The 20,474-nt window shown below is 62.7% G+C and carries 18 protein-coding genes; 9 read left to right on the top strand and 9 right to left on the bottom strand.

Features of this window, described 5'->3' with window-relative positions; genetic code table 11:
• Nucleotides 1-160 precede the first annotated feature (160 nt).
• Nucleotides 161-652 carry a surface-adhesin E family protein gene (locus tag LQT98_RS11850; protein ID WP_231462508.1) on the top strand — a complete coding sequence of 164 codons (492 nt, stop codon included), beginning with the start codon at nucleotides 161-163 and terminating at the stop codon, nucleotides 650-652.
• A 116-nt stretch (nucleotides 653-768) separates the two neighbouring features.
• Nucleotides 769-1,863, top strand: a complete 1,095-nt coding sequence (locus LQT98_RS11845; protein WP_231462507.1) for an SGNH/GDSL hydrolase family protein — start codon at nucleotides 769-771, stop codon at nucleotides 1,861-1,863.
• 6 nt (nucleotides 1,864-1,869) lie between these two features.
• Here LQT98_RS11845 and LQT98_RS11840 read toward each other — a convergent pair whose 3' ends face one another.
• From LQT98_RS11840 to LQT98_RS11830, 3 genes are all read right to left on the bottom strand, one after another.
• Nucleotides 1,870-3,291, bottom strand: coding sequence for a Dyp-type peroxidase (locus tag LQT98_RS11840; RefSeq protein ID WP_231462506.1), 1,422 nt, complete (start codon nucleotides 3,289-3,291; stop codon nucleotides 1,870-1,872).
• A 64-nt stretch (nucleotides 3,292-3,355) separates the two neighbouring features.
• On the bottom strand, nucleotides 3,356-3,832 hold the full coding sequence (locus tag LQT98_RS11835) for a hypothetical protein (RefSeq protein WP_231462504.1): 477 nt from the start codon (nucleotides 3,830-3,832) through the stop codon (nucleotides 3,356-3,358).
• A 153-nt stretch (nucleotides 3,833-3,985) separates the two neighbouring features.
• Entirely contained in the window at nucleotides 3,986-4,942 is a 957-nt protein-coding gene (locus LQT98_RS11830) for a DMT family transporter (RefSeq protein ID WP_231462502.1), read from the bottom strand.
• A gap of 110 nt (nucleotides 4,943-5,052) precedes the next feature.
• On the opposite strand from LQT98_RS11830, the gene LQT98_RS11825 reads away from it, so the two are divergent.
• Both LQT98_RS11825 and LQT98_RS11820 read left to right on the top strand, forming a co-directional pair.
• On the top strand, nucleotides 5,053-5,961 hold the full coding sequence (locus LQT98_RS11825; protein WP_048410312.1) for a LysR family transcriptional regulator: 909 nt from the start codon (nucleotides 5,053-5,055) through the stop codon (nucleotides 5,959-5,961).
• A gap of 285 nt (nucleotides 5,962-6,246) precedes the next feature.
• Nucleotides 6,247-7,023, top strand: coding sequence for an enoyl-CoA hydratase (locus LQT98_RS11820; RefSeq protein ID WP_231462501.1), 777 nt, complete (start codon nucleotides 6,247-6,249; stop codon nucleotides 7,021-7,023).
• 164 nt (nucleotides 7,024-7,187) lie between these two features.
• Here LQT98_RS11820 and LQT98_RS11815 read toward each other — a convergent pair whose 3' ends face one another.
• The 3 genes from LQT98_RS11815 to LQT98_RS11805 all read right to left on the bottom strand — a co-directional run bounded on the left by LQT98_RS11815 (nucleotide 7,188) and on the right by LQT98_RS11805 (nucleotide 9,887).
• On the bottom strand, nucleotides 7,188-8,558 hold the full coding sequence (locus tag LQT98_RS11815) for an amidase (protein WP_231462500.1): 1,371 nt from the start codon (nucleotides 8,556-8,558) through the stop codon (nucleotides 7,188-7,190).
• A 3-nt stretch (nucleotides 8,559-8,561) separates the two neighbouring features.
• Nucleotides 8,562-8,750, bottom strand: coding sequence for a hypothetical protein (locus tag LQT98_RS11810; protein ID WP_231462499.1), 189 nt, complete (start codon nucleotides 8,748-8,750; stop codon nucleotides 8,562-8,564).
• 267 nt (nucleotides 8,751-9,017) lie between these two features.
• Entirely contained in the window at nucleotides 9,018-9,887 is an 870-nt protein-coding gene (locus LQT98_RS11805; RefSeq protein WP_231462498.1) for an MBL fold metallo-hydrolase, read from the bottom strand.
• Nucleotides 9,888-10,301: 414 nt separating this feature from the next.
• Here LQT98_RS11805 and LQT98_RS11800 point away from each other — a divergent pair, with 414 nt between their 5' ends.
• The 3 genes from LQT98_RS11800 to LQT98_RS11790 are packed head-to-tail and all read left to right on the top strand — an operon-like array spanning nucleotide 10,302 to nucleotide 12,124.
• The gene (locus LQT98_RS11800; RefSeq protein ID WP_231462497.1) at nucleotides 10,302-11,204 is read left to right on the top strand and encodes a LysR family transcriptional regulator; all 903 of its coding nucleotides are present in this window, start codon (nucleotides 10,302-10,304) and stop codon (nucleotides 11,202-11,204) included.
• Nucleotides 11,205-11,209: 5 nt separating this feature from the next.
• On the top strand, nucleotides 11,210-11,749 hold the full coding sequence (locus tag LQT98_RS11795; RefSeq protein WP_231462496.1) for a hypothetical protein: 540 nt from the start codon (nucleotides 11,210-11,212) through the stop codon (nucleotides 11,747-11,749).
• An 18-nt stretch (nucleotides 11,750-11,767) separates the two neighbouring features.
• Nucleotides 11,768-12,124, top strand: a complete 357-nt coding sequence (locus LQT98_RS11790) for a hypothetical protein (protein WP_231462494.1) — start codon at nucleotides 11,768-11,770, stop codon at nucleotides 12,122-12,124.
• Between the two features lie 27 nt (nucleotides 12,125-12,151).
• Here LQT98_RS11790 and LQT98_RS11785 read toward each other — a convergent pair whose 3' ends face one another.
• Complete coding sequence (locus LQT98_RS11785) at nucleotides 12,152-12,697, bottom strand: GNAT family N-acetyltransferase (RefSeq protein WP_048410319.1); 546 nt, start codon at nucleotides 12,695-12,697, stop codon at nucleotides 12,152-12,154.
• A gap of 155 nt (nucleotides 12,698-12,852) precedes the next feature.
• On the opposite strand from LQT98_RS11785, the gene LQT98_RS11780 reads away from it, so the two are divergent.
• Nucleotides 12,853-13,707 (top strand): helix-turn-helix domain-containing protein, encoded by an 855-nt coding sequence (locus tag LQT98_RS11780; protein ID WP_231462493.1) that lies wholly within the window; start codon nucleotides 12,853-12,855, stop codon nucleotides 13,705-13,707.
• Between the two features lie 51 nt (nucleotides 13,708-13,758).
• Here the strand turns inward: LQT98_RS11780 and LQT98_RS11775 are convergent, their stop codons facing one another.
• Together LQT98_RS11775 and LQT98_RS11770 are read right to left on the bottom strand one after the other, a co-directional pair.
• Nucleotides 13,759-14,217 carry a hypothetical protein gene (locus tag LQT98_RS11775; RefSeq protein WP_231462492.1) on the bottom strand — a complete coding sequence of 153 codons (459 nt, stop codon included), beginning with the start codon at nucleotides 14,215-14,217 and terminating at the stop codon, nucleotides 13,759-13,761.
• A 166-nt stretch (nucleotides 14,218-14,383) separates the two neighbouring features.
• On the bottom strand, nucleotides 14,384-17,140 hold the full coding sequence (locus tag LQT98_RS11770; protein WP_231462491.1) for an MHYT domain-containing protein: 2,757 nt from the start codon (nucleotides 17,138-17,140) through the stop codon (nucleotides 14,384-14,386).
• 1,083 nt (nucleotides 17,141-18,223) lie between these two features.
• On the opposite strand from LQT98_RS11770, the gene LQT98_RS11765 reads away from it, so the two are divergent.
• The coding region (locus tag LQT98_RS11765; protein ID WP_231462490.1) for a fatty acyl-AMP ligase at nucleotides 18,224-20,474 on the top strand (2,251 nt) is incomplete at its 3' end.

Here is a 20,474-nt window from a genome sequence, read left to right as displayed (position 1 = left end):
ATCGTAAACAGGTTCTAAGACACCTCTCCGCAAGCCGCCAGCGGCAGGCTCGAGTTTGCGGCTGCCGCGGCCGGCATTTCCCAAGAAAAAACCGGAACTGGTATGATGCCAGACCGCTGCGACTTTAGCCGCAGCGGCTGGAAAGATATTGGGAATCATAATGTTGAGAGTTATTGCCTTGGTTTTGGCCTTGTTCGTTTCCTCTGCCCATGCCTCGAGCTGGGATTTCACTTATTTCAATCCCGATCAGGGCGCTTTGTTCATCGACAGCGACAGCATCGCCGAAACTCCTGACGGCACGGTCAAGTTCTGGGCCTTGTGCGCGCCTCGCTTCGAGCGTGGCAAGCCGGCGGAGGCTTACGCTTATCGGCAGTCGCTGTACGAGGTGCATTGCAAGCAGCGCCTGCTGGCGATGCCGCTGACGGTGCGCTTCGACGTGGACGGCTCTTCGAGCGAGCAGGCGTTCGAACAGGCTCAGATGGAGGACATCCAGCCGGATACGCAGGAGGATTTCCTGTGGACCTATATCTGCAAGCCGCGGCAGCGTCCGGAGATGGCGGTGGCGATGCGCCAGGGGATACAGGGATTTCTGTTGGAGCAGCGGCGTTATGTCCGCGAGCAGCTGGCGTTTCAGCATGGCAAGGGCCATTGAGCGGCGTTTTTCACGGTAGGCAATCACGTCATTGGCATGATCGTTTTGCGCAAGACCATGCCATTGATGTTTGGCACTCTGTGCGTCACTGAATCACGTACAGGAAATCACACGCCATGAGAATCGCTCCCGGTAAATTGCTGGTGCCGAGAAACTGCGCCCAGCGCGAAGCGCTTAGGCTTGCCGAGGCTTCCAACTTGATCAAGCAACTACGGCAATGGCGGCATGATGCCGCCACCTTGTCGCGAGTGGACTCGGTGGACTCGGAAGGTTTCGACAAGAAGGCCTTGTTCGCGCTGGCGTTGAAGAATCAGCTGGTGCAGGGCAAGGCGCCGGTGGACGCCGCCGGAGAAGGCAAGCGCCTGGATCATATCCAGCGGCTGGTGGTGATAGGCGACAGCCTGTCGGATTCCGAGGGCCGCATGCTCAGCAAGAGCCTGGGGGTGATGCCGTCTTCAGGCCAGTATTATGAAGGACGCTTCACCAATGGCTTCGCCTGGCCGGATTTCCTGGCCTCCAAGGCCTACCTGGGCAAACCGCTGGTGAATTACGCCGAGGGTGGCGCGGTGGCCGGCAAGTACTCCAAGTGGAATCCCACCTTCATGTTCATTTCCCATATGGAGCGCCAGATCAACAAGCATGACTTCAAGCCTGGCGATATGGCGGTGTTGGCGCTGGGTTCCAACGACTATATGACCTTCGGCAAGACCGATGTGGACAAGGTGATCCGGACATATGAGCAGCAAGTGGACAAGCTGGTGGCCAAGGGAGTGAAGGATATCCTGGTGGCCGGCGCGCCGGATCTGTCCAAAACCGTGAATGCGCGTAAGCAGCCGCAGGCGGAAGCCGAGAAGCTGCACGACTTGTCGCAGCGGCATAACCAGCAACTGAGCCAGATGGTGGAAAGCTTGCAAGCCCGTTACCAGGATGCCGGAGTGACCATCCGCTTCTTCGATATCGGCGCCAAGCTGGATTATCTGATGGAGCTGGCGGAGCAGGTGGAGTACGACACCCTGCACAATAAGCACGAGGGCTATATCGACCTGCCGCGCGTGCTCGGCTTCGCCGGCGACGCGCGGCCGCTGGACAGCTCGCACCGTCATCTGTTCCACGACGAGGTGCACCCCAGCCAGGAGGTGCACCAGATCCTGGCCGCGCACATGACGGACTTCATCCGCGAGCAGTACGGGCGGCCGCCGGCGACCGGCTGACGCGTCTCAGCCGCTGGCCAGCCGCGCCAGGTAGCGCAGCCCGCCGATGCCGGGAAGGAAGCAATAAGCGCCGCCGCGGGTGGTGATCATCCGCGAGAAACCCTGCAACACGGTGTTGTTCTTGCCCCCTCGGCCGGGCGCGGCCAGGGTGAAGCTGCTGTCCGCGGCGTCGTTGACACCGAGGAAAACGTCTTCTCCGCTGATGTTGAACACCGCGTTGCCGGCGTCCGGGTTGCCCGGCGCCGTCGCGGATTTGACGAAGTCGCTGAGCAGGTTCCACTGGCTGCTGAGAAATTCGAACTGATTGCTCAGGCTGGCGTTGATGAAGTAGCCGATCAGGCCGCGCGCCGCGGCCGAGGGATGCTCGGGGTCGTAGGCCGGGCCGTAAGGCATGGCCCGGCGCACGATGCGGTGGTGGGCGCTGTCGGTGCCCACCACCGCGCCATTGCGCGGATTGTTGCGGCGGATGTGGGAGCCTATCGGACATTTCAGGCCCAGGGTGTCGTCTTGGGGCGGCTGGGCATTGACGTAGTTGAAGTCGTTCAATTGACTTGTCGGCAGCGTGGCGCCTGCCTCGTCCGGCCGCAGCGTCAGCGGGTTGCCGTTGCGCCAGCGTCCGCATACCTTGGCCGCCAGCAGTTCGGGATCGATGCTGGCCTTGGCCGCGTATTCGTTCAGGAACGCGTCAAAGCCGGCCACGTCCTGTTCCAGGATGCGGAACGCGGCATAACTGCCGTTGCGGCTGAGTTCGGGCGGTTGCACCGAGTACACGCCCTTGCCCTCGTTGCTGTAGCCGAGCAGGAATTCCCCGGTGGCGATGACGGCCTGATCATCCGGCGCCGGGCATTTGCGCGGCGGCGCGCCGGCGATGGTGGGCTGAGCGATGCTGTCGCGATAACCGAAGTGCACTTGATTGTCAGGCAGCGCCTGGGCGTCATGGGCGGACAGTTCGCTGACGGCGCCGGAGAAGGCCTGGCGCAGCCGCGCGCTGAGGCTTTCCAGCAGCGCCGGGTCCTTGGCCACCCACAGGCTGAGCACGATGTGTACTTGCTTGCCATTGGCCAGGCCGCCTATCCATTTGCCAGGCGCGCTGGCGTCGATGTCGCCAACGATGCCGGCGGTGGTCTCATTGGTGGCGCCGCGCTGGAAGGCCGGGTCGAAACTGGCCAGTTGCTCGTCGCCGACGCCCAGCTGTTTCAGTCCGGGACAGGTGAAGCCTATGTTCAGGAAGCTGTTCGGTTTCCGCAGCCAGCGCTCGGCGCTGGTGATGCGCGGCAGGCCGTCCCGGCCCTCCACCAGTTTCAGGATCAGCTCGCCGGCGGCGGCCTTGTCGCTAACGCTCAGAATGAAATGCCGGGCCAGGTCCACGCGGTAGCCGCGCAGAATCGTGCCTTGGATGTCGTCGTACGGGAGGGCGGGGCTGTTCATCGCATGCCTTTCAGCAAGGGGGGGCCAGGCGCAAGCGGCTGACCGCCTGCGCCTGGGGCGCGCTTCAGTCCAGCGCGGCGAGTATGGTCTGCACCGTGTACGGGTAGGCCTGGTACAAGCCGTTGTCGTCCTTGCCGCCGCCGCCATTGTTGGGAATATGCTGGGACGCGTCGTTCTGGGCGATGAAGGCCTGGAACGCCACCACATTATTGGCCACCGGGATCAGCGCCTTGCCGCCCACCACGAATTGCAGCAAGGCGTCGAAGACGGTGCCCACCTGGGCGACGAAGTCATTGATATAGGCGTTGAAGCTGCCGTCGTATTCGGTGATCACCGCGATCACGTAGTTGTCGCTGGCTTGGCCGGTGGGCTGCAGATTGGCGGTGGAGTGGTCCAAGAGCAAGGTGCGCGCATAGTGCACGGTGCCGATCGACGTCAGAGCTTGGTGCAGGGTGGGTTCGTATTCCGCTAGGGTGGCGGCGATGGCTTCCAGGCTGGTGCCGGGAATGACCGGCATGAGCAGGGTGAGTGGGCTGGCCATGGGGCTTCTTCCTAAGGTGGTGTGGGAATTGAAGCCTAGGTGGCGCCATATGGACTGTCAAAACGATTTATTCGTTTTGCAAACCAAATCGGGCATTTTAGGTATTGGTACTAAGGGCTTTTCCGATGGCGCGGCGCAAGGCCGCGCCGTCACTCATTTCCGATTGGTCAGCGATACGCCTATGGCCGACAGCGCGCCGCCTATCAGCATGGACGCCAGAATGCTTTCGCCCAGCAACAGCGCGCCCAGCAGCACGCCGAAAGCCGGCACCAGATTGGTGAAGATGGCGGTGCGCGACGGCCCCACCGCCCGGATGCCCTGGTAGTACCAGATGAAGCCCACCACGGTGCCGATGGCGCCGAGATAGAGGATGGACAGCCAGATCTTCCAGCCGAAGGACGCCCACGGCACCGAGACGATCTCGCCGGCCGCGCCCAGGGACAGGAAGGCCAGCCCCCACAAGGTGGCGTAGGTGGTGGCCGCGATCGGGCTCAGTGTTTCCATCGCCTTGCGCGAACCCAGGGTGTAGGCCGCCCAGCTCAGCACCGCCAGGCTCATCAGCATTTCACCGGCGCCGAAGGATTGGTGGAAATCGTGGAGGGTGCCGGCGAAGTCGCCGCGGGTGATCACCACCATGGCGCCCAGCATGGCCACGGCGATGCCGGCCCAGCGCCGCAGTCCCAGCCGCTCATGGAAGACCAGGCTGGCGGCCAGCGCGGTCATGATGGGATTGAGGCTGACGAACAAGGCGGTGCGTCCGGCCGGAATGCGCGCCAGCGCGCCGAAGAAACAGAGGTTGTAGAGAAAGATGCCGGTGAAGCCGAGAAAGGCGGTGGTGGCGAGTTGCGAGCGGTTCAAGCGCGGCAGCCCGCCTTCGAACTTTTTCGCCACCAGCACCAGCAGCACGGCGGCCACCAGGAAGCGGCAGAAGGCGGCGCTCATCAGCGGCATGGCTTGCGCCAGCACTCTGCCGGCGATGAAGGTGCCGCCCCAGAACATGGCGGTCAGGACCAGCTTGCCGGCCAGAGTGGGGCGCAAGGTCGCTTGTTCGCTTGCCGGCGGCGGCGAGGGGGGCGCGATGACGGCGGCCGCGGTGCTTGATTGTGTCATGGGTGTGCATGCCGGGTCCAAGACCCGGTCTCCAATGCTATGTGGGTGTGTATATACTATTGATTGTTTGTATTCATGAAAAAATGAGCATTTGCTCATGAGGGCGGGGAATGACGTTCACGCAGTTGGAGATTTTTGCGCTGGTGGCGGAACTGGGCGGTTTCACCGCGGCGGCGGACAAGCTGGGCATCAGTCAGTCCGCGGTGTCGCATGCGATCCGGCAACTGGAGAAGGAATGGGGCCTGACCTTGCTGACGCGCGGCCAGGCCGGCATCGAGGCCACCGAGGCCGGCCGCGGCCTGCTGCTGCGGGTGCGCGAGCTGCTGGGCGTGGCCGAGGCGATCCGCCAGGAAGTGTCGGCGGCGCGCGGCCTGAACCGCGGCGTGCTGCGCATCGGCTCCTTCGGTACGACCTCGTCGCTGTTGTTGTTGCCGCGCATACTCGAGCAGTTCAAGGCCAGCTATCCCGAAATCGATGTCTTCGTGGAAGAGGGCGAGGACGACGAAGTGGCGCAATGGCTGGCCGAGCGCCGGGTGGACGTGGGCTTCGTGATACTGCCCGACGAGCGCTTCGACACCATGCCGCTGGTGGCGGACCAGTTCGTGGCGCTGATCCCGGCGGCACATCCGCTGGCCAGCCAGCCCTCGGTGCGTCTGGCCGATCTGTGCGCGATGCCTTTCATCATGACGCTGGCGGGCAATACCTCCTTGATCGAGAAGTTGTTTGAAAGCGCAGGCCTGCGCCCTATGGTCAAGCACCGCTACGCCCAGATCATCACCATCGTCAAAATGGTGGAAAGCGGCGCCGGCGTGTCCATCGTCGCCGATCTCGCGGTGCCGGCGCCACTGATGGCGCTGTGTCCCGGCATGGTGAAAAAGCCGCTGTCGCCGGTGGTGGGGCGCTCGGTGGGGCTGGCGGTGCCCAGTCAGAAACATGTGAGCCCGGCGGTGGCGGCTTTCCTGCAAACCTCCAAATCCATGGTGAAAAGCCTGCGCGGCGGCTCATTGGGCGGCTTGTGAGCGCTTGGAGCGTGTTTACGCTGCGAGCAAGGGCGAGACAAGGTGTTGCGGCTGAGAACGCGGAATGTACACGTGGTACATGCGCACTTCGAAGCGGTACTCACCGTGTCAGGTTTCACCACGCGCAGCAGATCGTAAACAGGCTCTTATCCGTGCGCGATGGCGGTGCGAGAGGGCGCGCAGTATGCTGGACCGGGTCGGCAATCCCGGTTGAAGCGGCGGGCAGTGGGTGTTTTCGCGGGATGAATTGAATATTTTAATTAATCGATGGCGGAGGCGACGGCGATGAATGCTTATCAAGATGATTGCTATGCGTTGAGCTGCGACCAACGCGGCGTTGCCAGGCTGGAGTTGCGCTCGGGCAAGGCCAACATCCTGGGCTGGGCTGAAATCAGGTCGTTGAGCCGAGCCATCCATGCGCTGCGCGATATCGCCGGGTTGCGCTGCCTGGTGATCCAGGGGCGGCAGCATGTGTTCATCGGCGGCGCCAATATCAAGGACATGCTGGAGCTGGAGCCGGAAAGCGCCCAGGCCTTCATCCGCGAACTGGCGGCCTTGTGCGATAGCGTGCGCGAGCTGCCGGTGCCGGTGATCGCCCAAGTGCAAGGCTGGTGCCTGGGCGCCGGCGTCGAATTCATCGCCGCCTGCGACATCCGCATCGCGGCGGATGCGCGCTTCGCCATGCCGGAAGTCAGGCTGGGCTTGCCGTCGGTGATCCATGCGGCGCTGCTGCCGCGCCAGATAGGCGCCGGCCGCGCGCGGGCCTGGTTGTTGAGCGGACAGACCATAGATGCCGCCAAGGCGCTGTCCTGGGGGCTGCTGGACGAGGTGGTGGAAGCGGAAGAGCTGGACGCGGCGGTGGAAAACGCCATTGCCGGCCTGCTGCAATGTCCCGCGCATGCGCTGCGCATCCAGAAGACCTTGTGCAATGCCTGGGATGAGAGTGCGTCGCTGGCCGACAATATCGCCTTGACGGTGCCGGCCTTCGGCGCGACCTTCCACTACCCGGAGGCGCGGCAGGCGATGCGGGACTTTCTGGGCCGCAACAAGGAGCGGAGCTAGCCGCCAAGAGCCGGTTCACGATCTCGAGAGCCAAGGCGTTGCGGCTGAGGAAGCGGAATGTACGGGTGCTAGATGAGCATTCCGAAGACGGCACTCATCGCACAATCTCTCCACCGGCGCGCAGCAGATCGTAAACAGGCGCTAAACGCAGTCCAGGCGACGCCTTACCGACGCACCTGATCAAAGCGGACCTGGCAGCGCGACTCCAGCACCTGGCCGGCGCGCAGCACCGTGGCGTCGTGGTAAGGCCGGCCGATGAACTGCACCCCGAACGGCAGCCCGGCCCGGTCCAGCCCGACCGGCACGGTCAGCGCCGGCAGACCCAGCACATTGGCCGGCGTGCTCAGCCGGATATAGGCGGACACCACGCTTTCCTCCGTGCCGTCCGGCCAGGTGAAGCCGTGCTGGCCGTGAAGCGGCGCGGTGTGCGGCACCGTGGGCGCCAGCAGCAGGTCGATGTCGGCGAACATCCGTCGCCAGGCCGCCTGCAATGCGGCGCGGGCGCGCTGGGCCTTGGTGTGATCGCTCTCCGGCACCAGCACGCAGGCTTCCAGCAAGGTCCTCACCTCGTCGCCATACAGCTGCGGCACGCTGCGCAAGCTGTCCCGATGGTGGGCGGCGGCTTCCGGCGCCACCAGCCCCCATTGGATGGGCAGGATGAGATCGGCCAGCGGAATCTCGACCGCCACCAGCTCCGCGCCGGCGGCGGCCAGTTCCGCCAATTGGTCCTGGAAGCCGGTCTGGATGTCCGGCGCGATATGATCGCAGAAATAATTGCCGGGCACGCCGATGCGCAGGCCTTCCAAGCCCTGGTCCAGCCCTTGGCGGTAGCCGCCGGCCGGCGCCGGCCGCGCGGAGGCGATGGCGTCCAGCATGGCAGCGGCGTCCGCCACGGTGCGGGTGATAGGCCCGACATGGTCCAGCGAATCGGACAGCGGCACCACGCCCTGGCGGGACACCAGGCCGTAAGTGGGCTTGAGGCCCACCAGCCCGCACAACGCCGCCGGCACCCGGATGGAACCGCCGGTATCGGTGCCCAGCGCCGCCAGCGCGCCGCCGTAGGCCACCGCGGCGGCGGAACCGCCGCTGGAGCCGCCGGGAGAGCGTTCCGGCGCCCAGGGATTGTTGGTCTGCGGCGTGGTCAGGCCAAACGCGAACTCATGCGTGTGCGTCTTGCCGGTCAGTATCATGCCGGCCCGCCTGAGCTGGGCCGCCACCGCGCTGTCCGTTTCGGCGCGATGGTGCTGGCGCACGCGCGAACTGGCGGTGGTGGGCAGGCCGGCCGCGTCTATCAGGTCTTTCAGCGTATAGGGAATGCCATGCAAGACGCCGCGGTAGCCGCCGCCGCGTATCTCCTGCTCGGCCTGCCGCGCGGCGGCCATGGCCTGATCCGCGGCCAGGGTGACATAGGCGGACAGCCGCGCTTCCTGCTGTTGTGCGCGTTCCAGCACCGAGCGGGTCAGTTCCACCGGCGACAATTGGCCGTCCGCGATCTGGCGGGCGGCGTCCACAATGCTTAATTGATAAGGCTGCACGGTTCAGCTCCAGTCGGGATTAAAGGGATGGGCGCCGGTGTCGGCCAGGTCCAGCCGGTCCAGCCGGGCGATTTCCGCGCGGATGAAGGCCAGGGTGGCGGCTACCGCCTCCAGGCGCTCGGCGTCAAAGGCGAAGCCGGCGTCCTTGGCCAGCGCGGCCAGCGCGGATGGGGAGAGGGGTGTGGGGGTCATGGCTAGGCTCCTCTGGAGGGTGTGGACGCGGCTCAATATCCGCTGGGGGGCGAGGATGGACGCGGCGAGTGCCGCGGCGATCGCTTATCTGCCGTATGGGCAGAACCGCGGCTTGAACAGACTCTTAGAGCCTGTTCAAAGTCTCGCGAGCAAGGGCGAGACAAGGCGAAAACGAGTGAAAAAGCGGAATGTACAAGTGGTACATGAGCATTTTGAGCTCGCTTTTAACGCCGTATCGCTGAAGCGCAGCAGACTTTGAACAGGTTCTTACACGAATTGCCACTGGAAACCCCCATCCCGGCGCGCCAGCCGGCCGGCGGAAGTGGCGGGAAAGTGCGCGGTGAACACGGTGGCGCGGCGTTCCGCAGCGAAATCCAGCAGCCAGCGCCGCGATTGCCGCGCCGCGTCCTGCTCGCGGCAAAACACTGAATTCCATGCCGGGCGGTACACCTGCATCGGGCTATGCATCACATCGCCGGTGAACAGCGCGGTTTCGCCGCGCGACGTCAGCGAGATCGCCATATGGCCGGCGCAATGGCCGGGCGTGGGATGGAAGCGCAGGCCATCCCTATACTCGCCGCCATCGCGGCTGATGGCAAGCGCCTGGCCGGCGGCGATCACCGGCGCCACGCTGTCGTCGAACACCATGCGTCGGCTGTCCGACGCCGGCGTGGCGAAGAAGTCTAGCTCGCCCTGCGGCAGCGCATAGGCGGCATTGGGGAAGGTGGGGCGCCATTCGCCATCCACCAGCCGCGTGTTCCAGCCGACATGGTCGGCGTGCAGATGGGTGAGCAGCACATGGTCCACCTGCTCGGGCTGGACGCCCGCGGCGGCCAGGCGTTGCAGAAAGGGCGTTTGCAGCCGGTGAAACAAGGGGTTGAACGCGCGTTCCTTGTCATTGCCGATGCCGGTGTCGATCAAGAACAGCTGGCCCGCCCATTCCACCACCCAGCTGTGCACGCTGAGGCTGAGATGCCCGGCGGGGTCCAGCAGGCCGCGCAACTGCGGCTGCTCGTCCAGCAAGGCCGCGTCCCAGTCGGCGTAGAGATAGGAGGGGGCCAGGCCGTGCAACAGCGTGTCCGTCACGCGGCTGATCTTGGCGTCGCCAACTTGGTAAGTGGGATTGATGCCGTTCATTTTTGTCTCTGCTTGTGATGATGCCGTTGGCGGCTTGGCTCTTAGAACCTGTTTACGATCTGCTGCGCGTCGGCGATACGGCGTTGAAAATCGCTTCGAAATGCTCATGTACCACTTGTACATTCCGCTTTCTCAGCGGTTTTCGCCTTGTCTCGCCTTAGCTCGCGAGATCGTAAACACGTTCTTAGAGCCTGTTCAAAGTCTGCTACGCTTCAGCGATACGGCGTTGAAACCGTCTTCGAAATGCTCATGTACCGTGTGTACATTCCGCTTTCTCAGCCGCAACGCCTTGTCTCGCCCTAGCTCGCGAGTCTTGGAACAGGCCTGTACTATCGCGGAATTCATTCATGCATTTCCAATGCCGAATTCTTAATTCGTGATAAATTGAAAGCATCGCCAGTCGAAAGAGCCCGCATGGAATTGCGCCATCTCCGCTACTTCATCGCCGTGGCCGAGCACCAGAGCGTGCGCCTGGCCTCGGAACAACTGCACATCACCCAGCCGGCGGTGTCGCGGCAGATTCAGGACCTGGAGCAGGAACTGGGCCTGCTGCTGTTCGAGCGTTCGTCGCGCGGGCTCAAGCTGACCGCGGCCGGCGACAGCTATTTGCGCGACGCGCGCCAGACGATGGCGGCGCTGGACGCAGCCGCCCACAGCGCGCGCCGCGTGGCCGCCGGCCTGCTGGGCCGGTTGCGGCTGGGCTGCGTGGAAAACGCCGGCTGGGATGGCCTGGTGCCCAGGGCTTTCAGCCATTTCCAGGCGGAAGCGCCCGAGGTCCAGATCGCGCTGGAGGTGCGCAACACGCCGGAGCAATTGCGCGCGATGGCCGACGGCGCGCTGGACGGCGGTTTCATCTATCAATACGAGCCCCTGCCCGAAGCCTTGACCGGCCTGCCGCTGCTGGAGCACGACGTGGTGCTGGCATTGCCGCGCTGCTGGGACGGGGACTACGACGAAACCCGCCCCATCGCCTTGCGCGGCTTGGCGGAGCGGCCCTTCGTGATGCTGCCGCGCGCGGCCTATCCCGGCTATTACGACCGCTTGAACAGCGCCTGCCGGCAACTGGGCGTGCATCTCAAGGTGGCGCAGGAGGCGAGCACCGAAACGGCGATCCTGTCGCTGGTTTGCGCCGGCATTGGCGCCGCCATCGTCAATTCCGCCAATCTGGGTCGTCCGCCGGCCCAGGCGCGCTTGTTGCGGCTGCAAGACCTGTCCTTGCCGATGCCGCTGACCTTTGTCTGGCGCCAGGGCGCCGCCAATCCGGTGCTGGCGCGTTTTCTGGCGCTGTTGCGGCACGAGACGGGCCAGGAAAAGTGAAAACCATGAAAACATTGTCCGCTTTGCTATTGGCCTGGCCGCTGCTGGCGCTGGCCGCGCCCGGAGCCGGCTTTTCCTCCGCCACCGAGGATGAAACCGAATCCTGGAGCAGGGTCGAGCCGGCGCTGGCGGAGGCCATCGTCGACCATGAAGAGATGCGGGAACAGGTGGACGAACTGATCAAGGAGCATGGGCTGAAGCAAGACTACCGGCAATTCTTCGTCGCCCGGCCCATCCGCCTGTCCCGTCAGCACAATGGCTACTGGTTTGTGCGTCCCGGCTCGGCGCCTTATTACCCGGCTTTCTATGGCGCCCACGCCTTCATGCACTGGATCACACAGGGAGAACGGGTGATTTACGCCGGCAGTTCCGACGCGTTCAGCATTCTGCCCGGCAGCAGCCATGGGCTGTTCGACATCGAAGAAGCGCAATGCCGGGTGGACCGATGCTATTTGGTCAGGCTTCGTTATGATGGGCGCCGCTATGTCGAGGCCGAATGCACGTTGCGGGACTTGTCCAGCGGCAAGAGCGGGCCATGCCAATGACTGATGAGGAGTGTGATGATGTTGTTTCTTTCCCGCTTATTGAACTGGCGGCCATGGCGCGCGGCGGAGCGCGTCGTCTTCGACCAGCACGCAATCAGCCATACCCCGCGGCGCGGCGCGGTGACGCGGTTTGATTGGGCGGACCTGGACGCAATCGATATCGAGACCACAGACCAGGGCCCGTTTGTCGATGATGTGTTCTGGCTATTGTCCGGCCCCAAGGGCCTATGCCGCATCTCCAATGCGGCGGAAGGGATGCAAGCCTTGCGGCGAGCGCTGCAGGCGCTGCCGGGCTTTGATCACGATGTCGCCATCATGGCGATGGCCATGGCCGCAAACGCTCGCTTCCCATGCTGGCGGCGGGCAGAGCCGTGATGGCTGGGCGGGAGGCGCGGCGCGGATTCATCGGCCCAGCGCCAGCCACTGCCGCCGCGTGATGCGGCTGATATGTTCGGTGCGGTAGTCGCCCAGGAATGGGTTGTATTTGTTCTCCTCGCTATGGTGGTGGCGGAAACCGCATTTGGCCTGGGCGCGGTGGGACTGGGCATTGCCGGCGAAGTAGCCGCACCACAACGTCTTGAGGTTCAGGGTTTCGAAGGCGTGGCGCATGACCTCGCGCACCGCTTCCGGGATCAGCCCCCGGCCCCAGTAAGGCACGCCTATCCAGTAGGCGATCTCGCCATCCCGCGGGCCGATCTCGAAGTTGCTGCCAGCGCTGTCCAGGATGCCGACACAGCCAACCACGCGGCCCTCGTCCCTCAGCTCCAGCGCGTATACCTCCGGCTGTTTGAATACGGTTTGAATGATCTCGGCGCTGTGCTCCACGCTGCTGTGCGGCGGCCAGCCGGCGATGGGGCCGACCCTGGCGTCCTTGGCCACTTGGTAGAGATCGGCGGCGTCGCTGTCTTGCCAGGGGCGAAGGATCAGGCGCGGTGTTTCCAGTTTCATCGTCTTGCCCTCATATCGGCGCTTGGGGATGCGTGCAGATTAGCGTGTCCAGGCTGAGGGATGAATGGACATTCCTGAGCGGTTTCGGTACTTTTGGAAACAATCATGCTTGACGGCCTTGAGCGATGGCGCCGGAATTACAGGGATTCTCTAATATGCGCGCGGTACCCCAGCTACTGAATCAGGATGATTCGATACGGATTGCGAGGAGCACGCTGGCGGACGGCCTGGGCTTGCCGCTGGGTTTCGGGCACGCCTATATCGCGCTGCTGGTCTGCGTGGAAGGCTGTGCGCGCTTCACCATTAATTTCAAGGAAAGGGCGGTGCGCCGGCACCATGTGCTGGTGTTGGCGGAAGACACGATTGCGCTGCTGCGGCGGCGCTCGCGGCGGTTCGCGGCCTTTGTCTGTCTGATGCCCAAGAGCCGGGCGGCGGAAGTGGCTTATCCGCTGCCGAGCAGCCTGTTTGTCTTCCTGCATCAGCACCCGCATTGCATTCCCGCCTTGGCGGACGCGGCCTTGCTGAGCGGGTGGCTGGCGCAAATGGAAGACGCAGCCGGCCATTGTCCGCAGCATGGCCGGACGATGCTGCGCAATCTGCTGCAGAATTTCTTCCTCAAGGTCGCGGAGCGGGTATCGGCGGAAGACTGCGCCGAGCCGGAGTTCAGCCGCGGCGAAATGCTGAGCTGGCGCTTTTGGGAGCTGGTGGGCCGGCATTCCACGCAGCGCCGCGAGGTGAGCTTTTACGCGGAGGCGCTCAGCATCACGCCGTTCTACCTGTCGCAGCTGAGCAGGAAATTCTTCAATGACAGCCCCAAGGGCTTGATCGACCGGCAAGTAGTGCAGGAGATCAAATCGCTGCTGGCCTATGGCGATCTGTCCATTGGCCAGCTAGCGGACAAGCTGCGCTTTGAGGACGCCTCCTATCTGTGCCGTTATTTCAAGCGCCATACCGGTATGTCGTTGACCGCCTATAGAAAAGCGGCTCGCGGGAGCGCGCCATCTCGATGAGGGCCAGCTCTTGATGTGCTGCGCTTGTTTCTTGAGGTCCTAAGAACCTGTTCAAAGTTTGCTGCGCTTCAGCGATACGGCGTTGAAACCAAGCTCAGTGCTCATGTACCAGGTGTGCATTCCGCTTTCTCCGCCGCAATGCCTTGTCTCACCTTGGCTCGCGAGATCGTAAACAGGTTCTAAGCGGGCAGTCACATGGGTAGACAATGGAATAGCGGGCAGCCGCGCCAACATCACCCTGATCAACGGCGTGAAGCGCTTGAGCCGGGACTGGCTTACGGTGAATGCGGGTTTTGTGGGGCGAAGAAGCTGTTGGAAGTACTGACCGGTTTTCAGGCAAGATTCGCGGCGCTGCCCGAGGAGATTGACCGCCACTCGGGAGAGCCGGCTGCGGGAGAGTATGTCTTCCTGGAGTTTGATTGCTGGGAGGAGGTTTTCGACTATGGGCAATCCCGGTTCATTCTGGGTGAGGCGTCGAAAGTCATCGCATGCGCCTCGCTGCGCATTCATGCTCCAAAACCCCATGGCCTGGATATATTCTTCCTGCTGAATGTGGATTGCTTCGAACCCGTGGTTTCAAGGCGCTTGGCGGATGCGCTGGCCAGGGCAGGGATATCCGGATTCAAGCGGGTGCCAAGCGGAGTTCGCCTGGTCCGAATAGCTGGCGGCGGCAGGCTTATCCGGCCACCTGTTTCATCACGCGCTCGATTTCATCCTGCAATTGCACGCTGTCTATCGGCTTGGTCATGAAGCCATCCATGCCGGCGGCGATGGCGGCCTCGCGATCCTCCTGAAACACGCCCGCCGTCAGGGCGATGATGGGCGTGGCGTTCTTGTCATCGTTCGCGCTCTCCTGACGGATGAATTTACAGGCGGCGATGCCATCCATGACCGGCATCTGCACATCCATCAGAATCAGGTCGATATCATGATGCCGCCAGGCATTGATAACCTCCTTCCCATTGCACGCGGTATAGATGCGGTGGCCGTATTCCTCCAGCAGCATGGTGATGATGTCCAGATTGATCGCATCGTCATCGGCTACCAGGATGTTCAGCGGGCGAGCGTGCTTGGGCCGGTGTTCCGTATTGGCGATGACAGGGTTGGGCAGGCTTTCCGGCGGCGCCGGGCGCAGAGGAAGATAAACCTGAAAAATGGAGCCTTTGTCCACCGTGCTTTGAACTTCAATCCGCCCGCCCATCTTTTGCACCAATTGCAGCGCAATGCTGGTGCCAAGACCGGTGCCGCCAAAGCGGCGCGTGGTCGACGCGTCGGCCTGGGAGAACGGCTGGAATAGCCTGGCCAAGGTGTCCTCGTTCATGCCGATGCCGCTGTCGCGAATCATGATGAGGATGTCATCTTTTTCGGATAGCACCGTCAGCCAAACCCCGCCCCGTTCCGTGAACTTGATGGCATTGCCCACCAGATTGATCAAGATCTGCCGGACCCGAAACGCATCGCCAAAGAAAGTGTGCTGGGTCATGGACGGGTATTTCAACTGCAAGGCGATGCCTTTTTTGTCCGCGCTTAATTTCAGGATGTCGATCACATGCTCGGCCACTTCTCGCAAAGAGAAGGGGGCTTCTTCCAGTTGCAGCGCATTTTGTTCCAGCTTGGCGGTATCGAGGACATCGTTGAGCAGGCCCAGCAGGCTTTTGGCTGAGTGGTTGACTGTCCTTAACATCTCCTTTTGCTTGGCATCCAGCGGCGTGCCTTGCAACAAGTCGGTGTAGCCGATAATCGCGGTCATCGGGGTTCTGATTTCATGGCTCATGTTTGCCAGGAAGGCGCTTTTGGATTTGACGGCTGAAAGCGCATGGTTCTTGGCTTCAATCAGGGCGAACTCTGTCGCCTTGCGCTCGGAAATATCCAGAATCACCCCATCGATCAAGAGCGGCGTCCCCGCTTCATCGTATACGCCGCGCGCGCTTTCCAAGACCCAGCATTCCTCCTTGTCCAGACAAAGCAGGCGGTACTCGACCACATAGAGTTGATGCTGATCCAGCGCCGAGCGGATGGCCTGGCATACTCTTTCCTTATCATCCGGGTGGATGAGGTCCAGCATTTGAATGCGGCCGTCCACAAATGCCTTGGCCGGGCATCCGCATAAGTCCTCGATATTGTCGCTGATGAAAATCGTTTTCCAGGGCTCCAGGCAGTGGCTGCGGAAGGTGACGCCGGGGATGTTGTCGATCAGGGTGCGAAATTGCCGTTCGCTGTCTCTCAGCTCATGCTGTATGCGGTTCCGCTCGCTGATGTCGCCAATATAACCGACATAAATGACTTGATCAGGCAGCACCACCTTGCCAACCGACAGGCGGATGGGAAATAGCGTGCCATCCTTTTTGAGAGCGATTTCTTCACGCTCTTTGCCGATCAGCTTCGCGATCTGCGTCCGCATATACTCGGCAAGAAAACCATCGTGTTTGGAGTGATGTGGTTCCGGCATGAGCAGGCTGATATTCCTACCCAATAATTCATCAATCCGCCAGCCGAATAGGCGTTCAACCGCCGGATTGGCGGTTTGAATGCGGCCTTTTTCATCAATGGTGATGATGGCGTCCACCGAAGTGTTCAAGGTGGCCTGCAGTTTCAATTCATTGCTCAACGCCCTCTGATACAAGGGCCGGTAACGCAAGAGCACATTTCCGGCGAATACGATGGTGCCCAGCATCAGCACGATGATGGCGATGGCGATGGCCAAGCTGGCATTGTCGTCAATGGCATTGCGAAAGCTGGGATCAGCGATGCCGATGAAACGGGCGGCTTCCATTCCAAAATAATGCATGCCGGCAATGGCGCCCCCCATGACGATGCCGCTGAGCAGCGTCATCTTTCCCTTGCCGATTTTTTTATTGTCCAGACCAAAGCGGATCCAAAGCGACAAGGTGCTCAGCAAGATGGCGAGCAAGATCGAAATGGCGAACCAAATGGGGTCATACCGCAGCAGCGGCGCCATGCGCATGGCTGCCATGCCGGAATAGTGCATGGTGCCGATGCCAGATCCAACCAGCACGCCGCTGATCAATAACTGCCTGCCGGCGATTTTGGCTTGGGACAGCAAATGCAAGGCGATGCCGGAGGCCGCGATGGCGGGAAGCATGGACAAGAGGGTGGGCAGCAAGGCGTATTTGACGGTGCTGCACGCGTTGAACGCCAGCATGCCGACAAAATGCATTGCCCAGATGCCGCCGCCCATTGCGCAAGAACCGGTGGCGAGGGCGACCCGGCGCAGCCAGCGTTCGCTGGCTTCGCGCGCCAGGCCGGCAATCTGCAATGCCAGGCAAGAAGTGAAAATGGCGACCAGCAAGGACAGCGTCACTAGCCATGGGTTGTAGCGGGTGGGTAAGAATAGATAGGACTGGTAAGCGTCAATAAAGAATGAACTGAGCATGGCCTCCCCATTTTCATTGGTCTCATCACGCGGTGCCAATAAAGCTCTTGGACCCTGCTTCAGGTATAGACAATGGCGCTGGCGAGATGGGGGGATCGCGATCGGCGGCAGCCGGCGAACGGTGGGCGCTCAATCCATGATGTGCTCCGGCAACAGGCGGCGGCGCGATCCGTGCCTTCATCTTGCTGCATATTTATGCCGTTGAACTTGTTTTTCATGCGAACTTCATGAAAAGATCAACGTAAATAGATGGTCGCCTGTTATTTGGTGCTCTTATATTTAATTTTTAAATGCAGTTTGTCATGGTATTGCGTCAATTAATTGAACGGCCGGCGGTGCGCTCTTCACGTAATTCTCATGCCTATCGATAATAAAATTCATTGATTCAAGCTTATTTCTATTGATCCAGCCTTCGGTAATTAAGTCTTTGATATCTCCAAGAAAACCAGTGTATCGAAAATATATAGGCCGAAATTGGCATCGGGTGTAACTGGCAGTTTGGGTGGTGCTTCCCCTTGAGGTCTTTTAGTATAGTGCGACACTTAATTTTCCCTATTACGGCATGGGGAAATTAATGCGATCAATTGAATCCATATAAAAATAATTCTAGCACCGATATTCATAAATCCCGGATTTTAATGACCGGAGAAAATTATGGAGATATTCCTTATCTGTTCGATGTGATGTGAATGGGTAAGGGTTCGGCTGCTGAAGTGATATCGAATCATCTCAACAGAAAGTCGGCATGGTGAATGAGCCACCCTGGAGTTCCTATTCTCTTCTTGATTCAAGCGCTGTCTGGGCGAATCGCCGCGCACGCGTCACGCATTCTTTCGTGAAAACGATGGAATGACCCTATCCGGCTGGTCGCGGGACACCCTGCGACAAGCTGGAAGCCATCAAAACAGCATCACCGCTTCTTGAACGGAGCGGACCTCTGTCCGAGCCGCCAAGGTCCTCGCCAGCCGCGCGATATGTCGTCGTCGCTGCGCGCTGGGTAAGCGCAAGGGACAGATTATTCCTGTGGGAGCGCCGCGACGATCGAGCTTATGCCAATTGAGCGATTTCAATGGGCGCGCCCAATCCATACCGGAGCAGTTGTCGATACATGGAGGTCATGCAATGAATTCCTCATCCGATGTCGCGTCGCGGCGGACGTCCGCCGCCGACAAGTTCGGACCTCACCAAGCTTTTCCGCATCGCGAAGCGCCTAGCATCGCCCGGCAGTTGCTGTGGCGGGCGGAGGCGAGTCCCGATCGTCTCGCCTACGCGTCGGCCGATCCGGAGAAAGAGCTCGCGCTAAGCTATGCGGCGTTGTGCGAACGCGCGTCCGGCATCGCCGCGCGTCTGGCGCAAGCGACCGAGGCCGGCGAGCGCGTGATGCTGGTGTATCAGGAACCGCTCGATTTCCTTCCGGCCTTCTTCGGCTGCTGCCTGGCCGGCGTGATCCCGGTGCCGGTGGCGCCGCGTCACGGCCGCGACACGATGGCGGCGATCGCCCAGGACTGCGGCGCCGCCATCGCGCTGAGCGCGGAGGCGCGAGACGCCTTGCCGGGCCTGCGCTGGATGCGCACGGACGAGGCCGAGCGCGCCGCGCCCTTTTTGCGGGCGGCGAAGGACGCCAGTCCGGCGCTGCTGCAGTACACCTCGGGTTCGACGCGCACGCCGCAGGGCGTGGTGGTCACGCAAACCGGGCTGTGGGCGACGATAGACGATCTTGACCGCGGCGCGATGCACGACGCGGACAGCGCGATGATCAGCTGGCTGCCGTACTTCCACGACATGGGCCTGGTGTACGGCATTCTCACCCCCTTGCAATGCGGCTTTCCCGCCTATCTGATGGCGCCGGAGAAGTTTGTCGCCCAGCCCATGTCCTGGCTGCGCGCGATAGCCGCGCGGCGCGGCACCCACACCGCCGCGCCGAATTTCGCCTACGCCTTGTGCGCGGACCGCGCGGGCGATCTCGCGCCGGGCACCGACTTGTCGTCCTTGCGCTATGCGCTGAACGGCGCGGAGCCGGTGCGCTGCGACACGGTGCGCCGCTTCGAGGCGGCCTTCGCGCCGTTTGGGCTGCGTTCTTCGGTGGTGGTGCCGGGCTACGGCCTGGCCGAGGCGACCTTGAAGGTGACCGCCGGCCGTTGCGGCGAGGGCACGCGCGGCGTGCGCTTCGCGCGGGAGGCGCTGGCGCGTGGCCGCGTGTCGCCGCAGACCGACGGCGTCGAATTGGCGGCCTGCGGCGTCAGCCTGATCGATACGCGCGTCCGCATCGTGGACCCGGACACGCGCGCGCCGTGCGCGCCGGACGCAGTCGGCGAAATATGGGTGACCGGGAGCACGGTCGCCGACAGTTATTGGCGCCGCCCGGAGGAGTCGCGCGAGATCTTCGGCGCGCGGCTGGTCGACGGCGACAGCGCATGGCTGAGAACCGGCGATCTGGGCTTTCTGCACGAGGGCGATCTGTTCGTCACCAGCCGCTTGAAGGATTTGATCATCGTCGGCGGCCGGAATGTCTACAGCCACGATCTGGAAGACACCGTGTCGGCCTGCCATCCGTCGATTCGGAAGGGGCGCGCCTTCGCCGCCGCCGTCGACGGCGAGGACGGCGAAGGGATTCTGATCGGCGCCGAGGTGCGCGGCGGCTGCGGGGAGGCGGAGGCTCGTGACATCCTGCCGGTGATTCGCGCGGCGCTGGCGCGGGAGCACGGCGTGGCGCCGGCGCGCATCGCGCTGCTGTGGCGAGGCAGCATCCTGCGCACCTCCAGCGGCAAGACCCGGCGCGGCGCCACCCGCGACGCGCTGCTGCGCGGCGAACTGCGCATCGTCGCCGACGACGCGGCCGAGGCGGCCGACGACGCGATTCTGGCCGAGATCGCGCGCTTCGTGCCCGGCGCGGCCGCGTCGCCCGACGCCAGGCTGATCGATCTGGGGCTGGATTCGCTGTCGGCCGCGCGGCTTGCCGCCGCCGCGCGCGCGCGTCATGGCGTGGAGTTGTCGTTCGCGGCGCTGTTCGCGCTTTCCGCCCGGCAACTGCGGCGCGAAATCGTCGACGCCCCGCGCCTGGACGCCGCGGCGCCGGCCGCGGCTCGCCGCTATGCGGCGGGGGAGGCGTTCGAACTGTCCGAGATGCAGCAAGCTTACTGGATAGGCCAGCAGGGCGGGGTGCCGCTGGGCAGCGTGTCCCCGCACATCCGCGTGGATTTCGAGATAGACGCCGCGCGCGCGCCGGAACTGGGCCGGCGCCTCGCGCGGCTGGTCGCCCGCCACCCGTCCTTGCGGATGACGGTGCGCGCGGACGGGCGCGGCGCGTTCGACGCGCTGGCCTACGATCCCTTGCTGCCGCCGCAGGATTTGCGCGGGCTGGACGCGGCGGAGG

The sequence above is a fragment of the Chromobacterium aquaticum genome (genome assembly GCF_021129195.1).
Taxonomy (GTDB): Bacteria; Pseudomonadota; Gammaproteobacteria; order Burkholderiales; family Chromobacteriaceae; genus Chromobacterium; species Chromobacterium aquaticum.
The sequence above is the reverse complement of the archived record's forward strand: the minus strand, read 5'-3'. Positions and strand labels throughout refer to the sequence as shown.

Excerpts from the sequence above, each read along its gene's own strand:
- LQT98_RS11850 (WP_231462508.1), top strand. The coding sequence starts at position 161 with ATGTTGAGAGTTATTGCCTTGGTTTTGGCCTTGTTCGTTTCCTCTGCC.
- LQT98_RS11845 (WP_231462507.1), top strand. The coding sequence starts at position 769 with ATGAGAATCGCTCCCGGTAAATTGCTGGTGCCGAGAAACTGCGCCCAG.
- LQT98_RS11840 (WP_231462506.1), bottom strand. The coding sequence starts at position 3,291 with ATGAACAGCCCCGCCCTCCCGTACGACGACATCCAAGGCACGATTCTG.
- LQT98_RS11835 (WP_231462504.1), bottom strand. The coding sequence starts at position 3,832 with ATGGCCAGCCCACTCACCCTGCTCATGCCGGTCATTCCCGGCACCAGC.
- LQT98_RS11830 (WP_231462502.1), bottom strand. The coding sequence starts at position 4,942 with ATGACACAATCAAGCACCGCGGCCGCCGTCATCGCGCCCCCCTCGCCG.
- LQT98_RS11825 (WP_048410312.1), top strand. The coding sequence starts at position 5,053 with ATGACGTTCACGCAGTTGGAGATTTTTGCGCTGGTGGCGGAACTGGGC.
- LQT98_RS11820 (WP_231462501.1), top strand. The coding sequence starts at position 6,247 with ATGAATGCTTATCAAGATGATTGCTATGCGTTGAGCTGCGACCAACGC.
- LQT98_RS11810 (WP_231462499.1), bottom strand. The coding sequence starts at position 8,750 with ATGACCCCCACACCCCTCTCCCCATCCGCGCTGGCCGCGCTGGCCAAG.
- LQT98_RS11805 (WP_231462498.1), bottom strand. The coding sequence starts at position 9,887 with ATGAACGGCATCAATCCCACTTACCAAGTTGGCGACGCCAAGATCAGC.
- LQT98_RS11800 (WP_231462497.1), top strand. The coding sequence starts at position 10,302 with ATGGAATTGCGCCATCTCCGCTACTTCATCGCCGTGGCCGAGCACCAG.
- LQT98_RS11795 (WP_231462496.1), top strand. The coding sequence starts at position 11,210 with ATGAAAACATTGTCCGCTTTGCTATTGGCCTGGCCGCTGCTGGCGCTG.
- LQT98_RS11790 (WP_231462494.1), top strand. The coding sequence starts at position 11,768 with ATGTTGTTTCTTTCCCGCTTATTGAACTGGCGGCCATGGCGCGCGGCG.
- LQT98_RS11785 (WP_048410319.1), bottom strand. The coding sequence starts at position 12,697 with ATGAAACTGGAAACACCGCGCCTGATCCTTCGCCCCTGGCAAGACAGC.
- LQT98_RS11780 (WP_231462493.1), top strand. The coding sequence starts at position 12,853 with ATGCGCGCGGTACCCCAGCTACTGAATCAGGATGATTCGATACGGATT.
- LQT98_RS11775 (WP_231462492.1), bottom strand. The coding sequence starts at position 14,217 with ATGAATGCGCAGCGAGGCGCATGCGATGACTTTCGACGCCTCACCCAG.